The organism is Vreelandella rituensis (genome assembly GCF_003336665.1).
Lineage (GTDB): Bacteria > Pseudomonadota > Gammaproteobacteria > Pseudomonadales > Halomonadaceae > Vreelandella > Vreelandella rituensis.
Genome location: NZ_QPIJ01000055.1, coordinates 1 through 13,044, shown reverse-complemented (window position 1 = coordinate 13,044; position 13,044 = coordinate 1). Strand labels below are relative to the sequence as shown.

General features: G+C 57.4%; 9 protein-coding genes and 1 pseudogene. 4 read left to right on the top strand and 6 right to left on the bottom strand.

What is annotated here, in order from left to right:
* Window positions 1-22: 22 nt before the first annotated feature.
* Genes DU506_RS17240 through DU506_RS17225 form a run of 4 tightly spaced genes read right to left on the bottom strand, consistent with a single transcriptional unit; the run spans window position 23 to window position 8,709 of the window.
* Window positions 23-2,476, bottom strand: a complete 2,454-nt coding sequence (locus DU506_RS17240; RefSeq protein WP_220254436.1) for a hypothetical protein — start codon at window positions 2,474-2,476, stop codon at window positions 23-25.
* Window positions 2,473-5,673 (bottom strand): poly-gamma-glutamate biosynthesis protein PgsC/CapC, encoded by a 3,201-nt coding sequence (locus DU506_RS17235; RefSeq protein WP_181870801.1) that lies wholly within the window; start codon window positions 5,671-5,673, stop codon window positions 2,473-2,475. The genes DU506_RS17240 and DU506_RS17235 overlap by 4 nt, the downstream gene beginning before the upstream one ends.
* 8 nt (window positions 5,674-5,681) lie before the next feature.
* Window positions 5,682-6,068: a response regulator gene (locus DU506_RS17230; RefSeq protein ID WP_114488122.1), complete on the bottom strand. Its 387-nt coding sequence runs from the start codon at window positions 6,066-6,068 to the stop codon at window positions 5,682-5,684.
* Window positions 6,043-8,709: a hypothetical protein gene (locus DU506_RS17225; RefSeq protein ID WP_114488121.1), complete on the bottom strand. Its 2,667-nt coding sequence runs from the start codon at window positions 8,707-8,709 to the stop codon at window positions 6,043-6,045. The genes DU506_RS17230 and DU506_RS17225 overlap by 26 nt, the downstream gene beginning before the upstream one ends.
* Before the next feature lie 236 nt (window positions 8,710-8,945).
* On the opposite strand from DU506_RS17225, the gene DU506_RS17220 reads away from it, so the two are divergent.
* From DU506_RS17220 to DU506_RS17205, 4 genes are all read left to right on the top strand, one after another.
* Window positions 8,946-10,520 carry a GAF domain-containing sensor histidine kinase gene (locus DU506_RS17220; protein ID WP_114488120.1) on the top strand — a complete coding sequence of 525 codons (1,575 nt, stop codon included), beginning with the start codon at window positions 8,946-8,948 and terminating at the stop codon, window positions 10,518-10,520.
* 67 nt (window positions 10,521-10,587) lie between these two features.
* Window positions 10,588-10,803, top strand: coding sequence for a transposase (locus DU506_RS17215; protein ID WP_220254433.1), 216 nt, complete (start codon window positions 10,588-10,590; stop codon window positions 10,801-10,803).
* Between the two features lie 10 nt (window positions 10,804-10,813).
* Window positions 10,814-11,110, top strand: a complete 297-nt coding sequence (locus DU506_RS17210; protein ID WP_422822345.1) for a transposase — start codon at window positions 10,814-10,816, stop codon at window positions 11,108-11,110.
* 42 nt (window positions 11,111-11,152) lie between these two features.
* A complete protein-coding gene (locus tag DU506_RS17205; RefSeq protein ID WP_114488117.1) occupies window positions 11,153-11,371 on the top strand; it encodes a hypothetical protein in 219 nt (72 codons plus the stop codon).
* Between the two features lie 240 nt (window positions 11,372-11,611).
* On the opposite strand, the gene DU506_RS17200 is transcribed toward DU506_RS17205, so the two are convergent.
* Together DU506_RS17200 and DU506_RS17195 are read right to left on the bottom strand one after the other, a co-directional pair.
* Window positions 11,612-12,553: a diguanylate cyclase domain-containing protein gene (locus DU506_RS17200; protein WP_114488116.1), complete on the bottom strand. Its 942-nt coding sequence runs from the start codon at window positions 12,551-12,553 to the stop codon at window positions 11,612-11,614.
* A 90-nt stretch (window positions 12,554-12,643) separates the two neighbouring features.
* Window positions 12,644-13,044 (bottom strand): annotated as a pseudogene (locus DU506_RS17195) (RNA-guided endonuclease IscB); the annotation flags it as partial.

The window sequence follows — 13,044 nt, the reverse complement described above, 5'->3', positions numbered from 1 at the left end:
TTACTGATTAATCCCGCTTCCATCATTCATTTTCCTCTCTAAAGCTGCGCGTCCGTTCGTATTCCCCCGGCAGCACTTCGTGGAAAACGAGATAGCCCGGCGCCCCGCTCTGCAGCGAAAACTCCACCGTGATAGGGCCGTCGGGTAAATCACTGCCCAAATCAATCAATATCGGCTGGCCATAGGCGAGCCGCTCGCGCTGTTGGTCGAGCACATAACCCACCCTGGCCTCCTTGGCGGTGGTTGTCACCTGATAGAAGCGCTCAAGATGCGTCCACTCCTGGGTCGGCCCGGCTTTTAGCGCCTCAGGGATAATACGCACGCGAACCGTGCTTGCGGCCCCGGCTTCGCCAAGAGAGTAAAAGCGTGCACCTACCAGCTGGCCGTCATCGCGCTTGTCGACAGGATAGCGAAGTGCTGCGTCGTCCAAGCGAAAGGCCAGGCGGTGCAGATAGCCCGCATCATCGGGGTAGCGGTAGTTCATTAGCCAGGTTCCCGACGTGCTGGTATCGAGCTCCACCTCATGCCGGCCCGGGGTGACCGGCGGCAGGCTGATGCTGCCACGCTTGCCGATCAGCTCGTGGCGTACAGTCCTGCCGTCGATGCCAAGCCGCAGATTAAAAGGAGTGGATTCCTCGCGCAGATAGATAAGCTGCGGCTCTAGGCGACGAGTGGCCCCGGGCGCGGTGATTTCCACCGTTTGGGCGCCCTGTTCGAGGGGCTGAAAGTAACCGGGAAGCCCGCGAGCGCGAAGCCGCTCTTCACCACGCAGGGGGATCAGGATACGAGCGCCGCGGGCCGCGAGCTGGGGTTCGAGAGCTTCCCACTGATAGCGCCCGGCCAGAAACTCGGGGTTGCGCTCAGGCGGACGTGACTGGATGTGCAGCACCTGACTGGTTTCTGGCTTTTTATCAGCTGAGGGCTTTGTTTCAGCTGACGGTTCAGTCTCCGGCGGCTGCAGGACGAACCAGCTCGGCTGGCCCGCCTCATCGCCACGCCAGGCGTAGTAGTCCATCGGCACTCGGGTACGATGTGGTAGATCGTCGGGCCTTGTGTAAGCATTGACAAGCAGGGTCTGGCGGCTTGTCACCTCAAGCCTTGTCGCCTCGAGCGGCAGGCGCAGATAAAAGCTCGCCGGGTCAGAAAGATTCGCCACGGGCTGGGTATCAGCTCCTCGATCGATCATCGAGGGCATGACGCTGGCTTCCAGCGTCCCCTGGTCTATTGCCCTGCCCTGAGTATCAATCAATCGGTATTCGGCCTGAATGGTTTTCTCCGACAACAGAGGCTCGCCATCGCCATAAGCGCGCAGGTCAAGGCGCAGGGAAGTACGAACGTCGTCACCGGGCAAAAGCTGAAAGTGCACAGGAAGCCCCGACTGCACAGTCCAGGCGCGAAGAAAACGCGGCTCGGGTAGTGCACTCTGCTCGGGTTCCTCAACCGGCCAGATATCGAGCAGGCCGGGCTGGTTCGGGGTAACCACCAATAATCCGGGCGAAAGGAATTGCTCAATTGCCAACGGCTCGCCTTGCGGTGTCACCGCCTCCTCTCGCGGTTCCTCGAACTGCTCGGTGATATGCCGAAGTAAAAGCTCAGACTCAAGGCCATCGCCAGCAAAAAGCGGCGTGAACTGGAGACGGTAATCTCCTGCTGTTTCGATGGGTAACACGCCCAGACGATCCGGCCCCGCGAAGAGCCCGGGTAAGCGAGGCATGCGGTTCGGGTCAATGAAGGCATCGGCCCCCTGAAGGCTAAACAGCACACCCTGGTCAGGGTTAGTACCAAGCGGCCCTACCGGCTGCCACTGGCGCTCCAGCAAGTTAAGGCGCTCCTGGCGTGTCAACAGTTCTGGCGGGTAGATCACGCCCTGGGCCAGGCGTTCTTTCTGGGCCTGGCTTAACCGCTCCCAGGCAACGGATGCCTGCCGCTCGCTCATGCGCTCCTCGTAGTAAACACGCACGGCGACATTCTCAAGCGGCAGTACAAGCGGCTTCAGGCGCAGGCGAACATAGGCCGTTTTTGGCAGCGCCTCCAACAGCACGTTAAAGGACTGTCCGGCCGCCACGGTCACGTTTCTACCGGTATAGAGGTTGCGCGGAACGGGTACCCCGTCTTTGATCAGCGGCTGGGGTATACGGGTTTCATGAGTATAGCGCCCGCCCTGTAGAGGATGTCGGTTGCTGTCCAAAAGCTCGTACTCCAAGGCATAGCGCAGCGGGATTTCCTGCTCAGTCTCGGGCGCGGCGCTGGCATGGGTGAGTACGCGAAGCCGTGCTGCCTGGCTGATGACGGGAAAGGTTAGCCAGCCATCCTTGGGCAAAAAATAGACTGTCGAAGAGCGCGCCGTCAGATCAAGCTGCTGGGCGATACCAGGCGCCGGAAGCGGCACCTGAAAGAGCGTGCGCAGGGGTTGATAGAGAAAGGCTGCCGCAATGGCGAACAGAAGCAATAATAGAAGGCGACCTAGCATCCTCATTTTCCGCCTCCTGAACCCAGCAGAAAGTCCCGGCGCGCAATGAAGTCCTCAAGCGCCGTAGCCAGGCGGCCCAGTACAGGCTCGATGACTTCCCGGTTTAAAGGGTTCAGGTTGGCGATGGCAAAAATGGAGCGAGGCTCGTTCGCTTCAAACACCAGCAGAAAGGCCTGGCGGGAGTCGGGCTCCAGCACTCGGGCGAGATGATAGCCCTGATGCTGAAGCTGGCGCAGGGCAACGATGTCACCGGTCTCCGCATGATGTTCAAGAAGCGACTCCACGCTCTCCGGAAGTGACTCCTGAGACATGCCACGGCGCTCGACCTGCTCGGCAAGCGACGTGCCCACAGTTTCTATTTCCAGCGCCTGGAACTGCAGTTGCTGTTGGCGATCATCGGATGGCAGTTCAAAAGCACGCCGGGCCGAAGGCGCGATCCAGGCAATGGCGAAATCCGTGTTGCGTGCGGCAGCCAGGTAGCGGGTCTGGGCGCTGTTACCCACCTCGTAGCCGGCAGTTTCTTCGTCACCAATAACATCCTTGGGTGCAAGCCCCATGGTCTCAAGGGCCTCGCGCAGCCTCTGCCGCAACGGCAGGGGTTCTGCGTCGGGGCGCAGGCCATCCTCGAAGGCCAGAAGGCTTGTTGCCTGGGTGTCAGCCTGCTCGCCCATGCCGCGCACCTGGGTGACAAGCAAGGACGCTTCGCCTGCTTCGCGCACGAACACTTGGTGCATGAGATTGAACAGGGTGCGGGGGTTGCGCGGGCTCAGCACATCCGCCCCTCCCTCAGGATCAAGGAAAGGATGGCTGCCGGCGACCAGAAGCGCACCGGCCTCGAGTGTCTGGAACAGTATGATGCCGGCCTCCAGGGTATTTCTTTCAAAGCGCGGCCGAGGCACCTCTACAAGCTGAGATGAGGGTAGGCCCGTGCCTATGACGAAGGTGCCCCAGGGCTGAGAAGGCCCTCCACTCTGCGTATTTTCAAGAATCAGATAGTGCTGATCCCGAGACCGGTCATGAAAGCGGGTAATGCGATAGCCAAGACCGCGGGCCAAGTCATTGAGGTAACGCAGCTCGTTCAGCCTGTCCTCGGGCCATAACGCCTGAGGCCCGCTCGCGGCGAGCTCGAGAAGCGGACTCAGCACCTCAAGATCAAGAAACAGCAGCTCATCGAGTCGTGGCTGGCGAAAGCCAACGCCTCCTGCCTCACGTAACGTGTCAGTCCTTTCCAGCAAGTAGTCGCCAAGAGCGCCCTCTTGAGTCACCAGCGAGGTCGGCATCGCACTCTGGCTGTGGCTGCGGGCCAGCAGAAGGCGCAGCGAATCAGGGTTTAGGTAGAGCTCAGCAAAGCCGCTGCGGGTACGCTCGCGCTGCACATTGGGAATACTCGGCGCCTCCCAGCGCAGAGCCACCTCGCCCAGCATCCGCTCGAGGGACTGCAGCTGTAGATCCTCGGGCAGCTGCTGCTTCACCAGCAGCTGGCTTTGCATGGCGAGAAGATTCGACGTCTCGGGCGCGCGACCACCGAGCAGCTCGCGGGCCGCCGTCCGATTAATCAAGCGCACCTGGAGCGCATTACGGGGGCCAAAGGTTTGGTGGAACTGATGAAAAAATGTGCCCGGATTGCGCGTTACATCGATGCTACCGGAAGTGCTTTCGCGCAGACGTACGCTGCTCACAGCAAGAGCCGCGGCCTGCTGGTCACGAAACAGCGCCAGCCCCGCCTCCGTAATTCCCCGCTCGTTGATGGCCACGGGTATCTCTACCACCAGCCGGCTTTCAGGCTGGGTATCAATAACGAAAGTGCCCCAACCTCGAGGGGCTCCCACCTCGCTCAGAATCAAGTAGCGATCTTCGGCCCGAGAAATGGCGTAGCCGAGTTCACTAAGTCCAAGCTGGGCCTGTTCGAACTGTGCCGGTTCGTTTTCGTTTTGGTAACGTTTGAGAGCCAGAAGCGCCGTCTGAAAGCGGGCGAGTTCAGCACCGCTCGGTTGTGGAAGGTTCTCCCGCCCGACCACGCCGTAATCGATTACCCGCTGGCGCAGCAGCACATCCTCAAGCGTTGCCTGGGTTTGCGCGGGTACCACCAGCCGCTCAGTGTCAGTGGCATCGTCAATCAACTGTGCCGGAATGAAGCTTAAGGCAAAGCCCACGAAACTCGCCACCAGCACCGCAGTGAGAGACGTTTGCAGCGTGGCACGGGTGACTCGGATGCCGATGTCCTTATCATGGATCTTGAGCGCGAGAAGCGTTGAGATAAGATAGCCAAAAGCAAAAAGGTCGGTGACTTTGACCCAAGGTGCAAAGACGTCAAGCCCGTAACCGAGCAGCAGTTTATAAACAAAACCAACGCTGAAGAAAAAGAAGAGCTTGCGGGCGCCGGAGAGGTTGATATTGCCGAAAGAAGGCAGCTTGAGCAGCAAATGTACCGCGATCAAAATCACGCCCACTTCAGCGAAAGTGAGCAGCAGTTTGGTCGGCTGGTACCATTGCAGCGCCAAGAGCGAGGGAATCAGGATGCCATTGAATTCCCAGGCATAGTGCAGATTCATGCGCGAAGCGATGAAAGCCGTGGTCAACAGGATGATATAGGCCTTCGGGCTTGCGAGAATCGAGCTAGCCACTTCCTCATAGAGGTAGTTCAGGTTGCTGACCGAGAAGTTGGTCAGCTCCATGAGGCCGAAGCGCACCAGCACAAAGGTGGCAGCAAGGGTCACCAATAGCCAGAAAGTGCCGCGCACAAGCCCCGGTTTCCAGAAGTTGTTGGCGATCAGGGCCACGATGATCAGGCCGAAGCTATGCAGGTTGTTGGCGTAATCGAACTCCAGGCCGAACGTCGTATCCACCCAGGCACCCAAACCCGGTAGCCAGTAGGCGTCAAACACGACCCTGACAATGACGCTTGTCAGCACCAGTGCAAAGAAGCGGTCACGGCCGAAGAAATCGGCCAGGCCCAGATAGCGTCCTCCCAGCGTCGAGACGGCCTGAACCACAAGGTAGGTGACCATACCCTCGCCGATGATCACCGCCACGCTCCAAGGCCTGATCAGTAACAGCGGCACCAGGTAGCCGGGCACCACAAGCCCGGCCAGGCTCCAGCCAAACCGCAGGTTGAAAAACGCAACGACGGCGACTCCCACCCAGACGGTGGTGATGACAGAACTGGCAAGGCTGCCCTCAGGAAAGATATGAAAAGGCAGCATATCCCAACTCATTGCGCCATAAGCCCTCTCACCAGGGAGTCAAGCGCCTTGATATCCAAGGGCTTGTGGGCGACAGCATCGGCGCCAGCGGCCTTGAGTTCCTCGTCAAGGCCCGGGCGCACGGTGCCGGTGAGCATCATAATAGGTTGTTCGATCTTCTGCTCTTCCCTGAGCCAGCGCAGCAGGTACTCGCCATCGAGTTCCGGCATCCACAGATCAAGAATAAAAAGATCGGGTAACGTTTCATTGGTCACTTCTTCCATAGCCTGCTTGGCGCTTGGCGCATGTTTTACTTCGAAGCCGGCCCGACGCAGCACAAAACTGAGAAGCTGTGCCACGTCGGCATCGTCGTCAACGAGAAGGATGCGTTTACTGGTCGCTTGCGAGTTCGTCATCTAAAGAAAACCCTGGAAGTCGTAGTTCAAAACGTATGCCCTTACCGATGGCGGTTGTTGCTTTCAGCTCACCACCCCAGAGGATTATCTGGTCTCCAGCCTGTCGCAGGCGGTGCATGGCGGGCGTGGTCGCACGGGCGGAATCGGTCATGGCGGCCTGTAGACGTTCTTCCGGCATGCCGTAGCCTGTGTTCTCGAAAAAGAAGGTGGTCCAAAAAGTATCGTCTTCATGCTTTTCTTGGAGATTAAGGCGTATCACTCCACCAGGGCTTGCATCCTCGACAAGCACGGCAACGATGCGGTCCAGCGTATTTTCAATCTGAGTAACGTCCACTCTCACAAAGGCACTGAAAGGAAGCCTCTCGAGATTAAAAGTAAGCTCTTGAGAGGCAAGTCGAGACTTCCAGCGCTTGGTCAAATCCTCGGCCAGAGCACTGACGCTGACCGGAAAATCCGATAATCGACTGATATCCTGAACAGCATTGGTAATGCTCTGGGATCGAGTCAGGGTATGCGACATCTGCTGCAGCTTGCGCTCGACAAGTTCACCGAATACCGCTTTATCAGCTGCCGCCACATCATCCTGACGACCCAGCTCCGCGGCCAGAAGCGCCGCCTCCAGTTGGTTGCGCAGGTCCGCACTGATCTTGTTGCTAAGCTCATCTTTCAAGCGTTCAAGGCGTACCAGATGGGTAACATTCACCAACTCAAGCAAAAAGCCATGGATCCGGAAAGGCGTCTTGGTTTGGCTCGACGTCTCCCCCTCTGCGCCCTTTAAAGGCCGTACGTTGAGCGAGAAAGCGCCTTCCACGCCAGGCAATTTTGCCGCAAACGTCAGGCTCTCCTCGGTCACCACCATGTGCTGGAGATGTTCCCGCGCGGTGGAAAGTGGCATCCCGCCGAGGGTTGCAATGGCGTCGGCTGCAGTCATGGTAAATACAGACAGCCCTGAGCGTTTGACCAGCTCCTCCATCTGGCGATTGACTTGCATCACCTGACCGAAGAGGTCATAAAGGATGGTACTGGTGTGTAGGGAGTCAACGACATTTTCCAGCAGCAAGAGGCGACGCTCAAACAGTTGCGAAACCTCGCTCAAGGCTTCGTATTCCGATTCAACCGCATCGAGCCTCATCAGTCGTTTCCACTGGCTTTGATCACTGCGTTGGCGAGCCTGCTCCAGCTGGCGCTGATAGAGAAGCTCGCCGATCTGGTTGCCAAAGTTCCCTAACAGAGGAAGAAACAGCGGGTTATTATCGAGAGCGCCCTCCGTCACTTCCCCGCTCAAAAAACCCAGTAGCTGCCCATTGAATTCCAGCGGTACAATAAATTGATGGCTGCCCGGTTCAGGATTCTTCAAGAAAGTCTTGGACAGCAGGATAGGTCCACCCTCGGCAAGGGCTGTAGAATAGGGAGTGCGCTCGAAGTCACGGCGGCGCTCATCAATGTCCTCAAGGGAGCAGCGATAGGCTTTGACTTCCTGGAGATGCTTAGCGGAACCTCGGCGCTCAAGCAGGATAGCCCGATCAAGATTCAATATTTGAGTGGTGAGCAGGATGATCTGCCCCCAAGGGTCTTGGCTTGCATTGAAGTCCGAGGGAAGTAGGCGATCATGTAAGCGACTGCTGCTGGCACGCAGAAGCTTGCGCACAGTTGCTGATTCGAGACGCTGCTCACGGCGGGAAAGTTGATACCAGAGGAATAAATGAAAGGCGATCAGCTCCGCCACTGGCACAACGAGGCCTAGAAAGTGCAAAGATAGCCAACCCGCCGTCAACATAATAATCATACCCCCCACAGCAACACCTAGAGAGTGCTTAGCTCCTAGACGGAAATGCAGGAGTGCGGCCGCGCCTAGCACAGCAAGCAAAAAAAGAAGGTTTTGCCACCAGTGTGTAGTGTGCAGAGGTTGGCCTCGTAGCAAGGTATCCACCGCGTAGCCGGCATATATTAGCCGAGAAACACTCGCCTCCTCTGGCAAAGGCGTGAGTAATGAGGGGTTGGTAGGGTCGATACTGCGCCCTACCAGCACCACCCGCCCGCTAACAAGATCCCGAGTGAGATCACCGCGCAACACCCGCTCAGCCTGAATCACCGGCAAGTAGTTCATGCCCGGACGAAAGTCGACCAGAAAAGGATTCTCGGCAACCGCTGTACCCTGTGCCCCGCTCGCCACCGTCGCCTCCGTGCTGATATAGCCCTCTCCATCGTCGACAATGCGGGGCTGGTGAACACCTAGATTGTCCAAGATTTGGGAAGGCGGAAGCGTCAGTACACGGTTGTCGCCGGATGCCTGGGCGGCTGTCTGACCGATCACCACACCTGCCTCACGCAAACGCTCAAGCTGCTCTTCAGTTAGCTCAACAGGCTGGTGCAGAAAGCCGATGTTCGTGGGATCAAACTGCTTGAGCTGCTCGACAAGTTCGAACCACTCCGTTTTGCCGCGCTGCTCGAAGTTAGCCTCCACTAAAACCACCTGAGGTACGGGCCTATCACCTAGATTGAGGCGATGAAACTGCCAATGCATCCAGGCATTGGGAAGCTGAAAGACACCCAGAGTGCTTGCAAGCCATATAACCGCGAGAGTACTGAAGGCAATCCATGGGCCGACAAGACGCCAGCGGTTCAACGGTCTCAAAAGCATATAAATAACCGGGTTGAGAATCTAATAATGCTTATTTGTCAAAAATTTAACTAAAAATAACAGATGACATTACTATTATGCACTTTAAGCCAACATGATGGCCAACACTCATGTGCCAAGACCGTCAATGCAAAATCCATTCGCATATTGGGTAAACGCCAACGCCTGCGTTAGAGTCACATCAATGCCGATGCCTTCGACGCATGAACAGCTGCTACCGATAATGGAACCTTGTAATGCAAACGCCTCCCCTGCCCGCTAATGAAGCCGCACGTCTTTCCAGCCTTGCCGATCATTACATCCTCGATACGCCAAGCGAGCCGGTGTTCGATGCCATCACGACCTTGGCAGCGAAAATCTGCGACACTCCCTATGCTTTCATCGCGCTGCTCGATTCTCGCCGCCAGTGGTTTAAATCTACCTTCGGAATGGATTTTCAGGAATCAGATCGCGAGGAGAGCTTCTGCGGCCATACTATTCTTAGCGATGGACTAATGGAGGTGCCCGATGCCAGTCGCGACCCTCGCTTTCACGACAACCCTTTCGTCGTAAGTGACTTTCATGCCCGCTTCTATGCCGGCAAACCCATTCATAGCGCAGACGGAGAGACCCTCGGCACTTTGTGCGTGATGGACCGCAAACCCCGTAAGCTGGAACCAGAACAGAAAGAGTCTATCGATGCCCTAGCCCAGTTGGTCGAAACACTGCTCAAGACCCGCCGACAAGAAGCTAAGTTTGCCTGGTTGGGCTCGGTGCTCGACGCTATGTCGGAAGAGGTGGCGCTATTCGACATGGAGAGTCTGCGCTATGTCTATGCCAACGCCAGTGCTCTTGAGGAGCTAGATACTGACCTTGATACCCTCAAGGAAGCGACGCCCTTAGACATGATGCCGAATCTTGATCGGGAAACGCTCGAAGCCCTGCTTCAGCCCCTGCGCCGAAGTGAAAAAGAGGTCGTCATCAGCGAGCAGATGCGCCGACGCAAGGGAGGCCTTTTGTATCCGGTAGAAATCCGCCTTCAGATCATCAAGACAGGCGTGCCCGTATTCGCAAGCGTGGTGCGCGACATCAGTGAGCGCAAGGCAATCGAACGCGCCCAGCGAGAACTTATCTCTACGGTGAGCCATGAGCTTCGCACGCCCCTGGGATCCATCGATGGCGCCCTGTCAGTGATCACCTCGGGCATGGCCGGGCCGGTTCCAGAGCCCGTAGCCGAAATGGCCACCCTTGCCCAGCGCAATAGCCAGCGACTGGTGAGGCTGGTCACGGAGTTCCTCGACCTTGAGAAGGCGGAACTGGGCAAAGTCGACTTCAAAATAGAGCCGCTTAATCTCGCTGAGTTTCTCAACGAAGTCGTCTCCACCACCCAAGGCTTTGCCCACAAGCACGGGGTCGGACTGACACTAGGCGAAGTACTGCCGGTGTCGATCTTAGCAGACCCCGACCGCCTGCAGCAGGTGCTAACCAACCTGTTATCCAACGCGATAAAGTTCTCCTCCGCCGATGAGACCGTTACGATTGAGGCCCATCGTCTTGAGGAAAGAGATGACGATAGCAGTTGGGTACGGATCAGCATCACCGACCGCGGCCCCGGCATCCCCGAAGAATTTAAGCCCTACCTCTTCGAGAAGTTCAGCCAAGCACAGAATAGCGACAAAAAGTGGCCTGGCACCGGACTCGGGCTTGCTCTCGTGAAAGCCTATGTGGAAGGCATGCAGGGCGAAGTGCATTTCGACTCGCAAGAGCACGTGGGCACCGCCTTCCACGTGGATTTGCAGATGCAGGAAATGCCAGAAAAAGACGGTGCTTAGTACTACAGTTGTAACTGAACAAACTATGCTGAGATTCGACGTGCTACTGCCTGACAGGTGACTTATGGTGCCACGCGAATTTCCTGCTTCCTATGGCGTTCAGTATCTGCTGGAACGCGCTCGCGGGGATCTTGATGCGGCACGGGACGTGTTGTGCCAGTGGGTGGCGGAATATCTGGGATCGCCCGACGGTGTCCTGATTCTCGATGAAACGGGGTTTCTCAAGAAAAGGAAGCATTCTGCCGGCGTGCAGCGTCAATACGGCGGGACGTGTCGAGAATAGCCAGATTGGCGTGTTTCTCTGTTACGCCGGCCACAGCGGTAGTGCTTTTATCGACCGCGAACGCTACCTGCCAAAGACCTGGACGCAGGATGGTGAGCGCTGTCGCCAGGCCTGGATTCCCGACAGTGTCGGCTTTTCCAGCAAGCCGGAGCTCGCCTGTCAAATGCTGGCGCGAGCCTTTGATAAGAATATCCCAGCCGGCTGGGTCACCGGGAATTACGTTTATGGCGGCAATCGCCGTCTTCGGCTCTGGCTGAAGAGCGGGAACAGCCATTTGTGCTCGCCGTACCATGCAATGAACCTCTAGGGTGGCAAGGACCACGCGACACTCGTGCCGATGAGATTGCCGATGCGCAGCTCCCTGACGCCTGGCATCGCCTTTCCGCTGGCAGCTGGAGTCCGGTGGAATATCGAGCGCTGTTTCCAGGAAAGCAAATCACAACGGGGACTGGATCAATATGAAGTGCACACCTGGCGAGGCTGGTATCGTCATATCACGCTGGTGATGGCGGCCTATGCCTTGCTGGTCACGTTGCGCCGACATCAGCTAAAAAAAGCCTATTTCTGAGCCTGGGTGGGCAAGGCCCGTCGTTCTCTCCCTAGCCGAAATGCGGCGATGGCTGTGCCTTACCCTCATTGCCCAGCAACGAAGACGGCTGGAAGATGCGCTGCACTGGTTCCGCTGGCGAAGACATCACCAGCACGTCGCCCAGTACTATCACTGGGTGAGACGCCAGCGGACAAAGGAAAGTGTCATCACTTTGTCTCTCAATGATTATTTAAAACTGTAGTACTTAGCCTGGCTCGCTCACACATCACCTACCAGCCGGTATTGATTACGCCCGGCCTTCTTGGCAGCGTAGAGTGCCTGGTCGGCTTGGGAAAGCAAGTTTTTGCTTTCCATAATATGTTCGCCGACCTGCTCATCGATGTGTGGTGACAAGACGGCCACCCCGAGACTCAGGGTGACAACCTCGGCAGCACTTGAGTGGGCATGAGGAATCGCGAGCGTCAGTATCGCCTCGCGCAGGCGCTCGGCGACCCAGGAAGCACCCTCTGCATCAGTGCCAGGCAGTAAGGCCACAAATTCTTCACCGCCATAGCGGGCCACCAGATCCGCTGGGCGCTCGGCGGCGGCCTCTAGGGTTCTTGCAACTTTCTTAAGGCAGTCGTCCCCTGGACCGTGGCCATAGTAATCGTTGAACTGCTTAAAATGATCGACATCCATCATGATCACGGCAAGGGGCTCACCCTGCCGCCGGGAGCGCCTAAGCTCCTTGGCAAGCTGCTCGTCGAAATAGCGCCGATTAGGAATGCCAGTGAGACCATCAAGCATAACCACTTGCTCAAGCAGATCAGTCTTGAGCTTGAGGCTCATATGGGTGTTGACCCGGGCCCGGACGATGGCGGGATAGAAAGGCTTGGCGATGTAGTCCACTGCTCCAAGCAGAAAGCCTTTTTCCTCGTCGCTCACCGAGTCCCTGGCAGTCACAAAGATAATAGGTATGTCATGGGTGCTGGCGTCTTCCTTCAGCTGTCGACAGACTTCGTAGCCATCTAGCCCTGGCATCTGGACATCGAGCAAGATGAGATCAGGTGCATCTTCTCCGCCAGCAATCGTTAGCGCCTTCTCGCCCTTGTTGGCCACCTTGATGCGGTAGTCCGCCTTGAGCAGATTGGCCAGCACTTGGATGTTATCTGGCTGGTCATCTACGATCAAAACGGTCTGCTTCTTGTGTTCGATATTCATCGTTTTGCGCGGGATACCCGGTTGCTTTAGCGCCGGGAGGGATAGCGCGTCGTGCGCCGCACGACTCGGGGTTCCCTGTCCGCGCCTCCTTTAGTGTTGAGTCGTGGGTATCTGGTGGTAGCCGTAGCCATCACCGCGTTGCAACAGAGTGCAGTAGGGCCAGGAGATGCCCTGTACCGCGCCCTGTTCGGTTTGAATATTGAAACTGCCAGTCTTGCGGATTGCCACGCGACCCGTATGCGTGCCGGCCTTCTTGCCGGTCGGGACAATTGCCCTGACTCTATCGCCGGTCTGAAAGCCCTTCACTTGCTTTTGGCGCATCAGGTAGCCACGCGGAAAGCCGAACTTGTCGAGCCGGGTGCGCTTGTAGCTGCCGCGCCCCATGGCCTTGATGACCTGGGTGGGTACCCGCCAGCCTTTCAGGGTGTCGAACTTGCCGACACAGGCCGCATCCAGCGCATGGGTCTTGGGAATACCCAGGCGCTGACGGT

Bases quoted from the DNA above. Each gene is read 5' to 3' on its own strand.
- DU506_RS17200 (WP_114488116.1), bottom strand. From the start codon at position 12,553: ATGAATATCGAACACAAGAAGCAGACCGTTTTGATCGTAGATGACCAG.
- DU506_RS17220 (WP_114488120.1), top strand. From the start codon at position 8,946: ATGCAAACGCCTCCCCTGCCCGCTAATGAAGCCGCACGTCTTTCCAGC.
- DU506_RS17240 (WP_220254436.1), bottom strand. From the start codon at position 2,476: ATGAGGATGCTAGGTCGCCTTCTATTATTGCTTCTGTTCGCCATTGCG.
- DU506_RS17235 (WP_181870801.1), bottom strand. From the start codon at position 5,673: ATGCTGCCTTTTCATATCTTTCCTGAGGGCAGCCTTGCCAGTTCTGTC.
- DU506_RS17205 (WP_114488117.1), top strand. From the start codon at position 11,153: ATGCGCAGCTCCCTGACGCCTGGCATCGCCTTTCCGCTGGCAGCTGGA.
- DU506_RS17225 (WP_114488121.1), bottom strand. From the start codon at position 8,709: ATGCTTTTGAGACCGTTGAACCGCTGGCGTCTTGTCGGCCCATGGATT.
- DU506_RS17230 (WP_114488122.1), bottom strand. From the start codon at position 6,068: ATGACGAACTCGCAAGCGACCAGTAAACGCATCCTTCTCGTTGACGAC.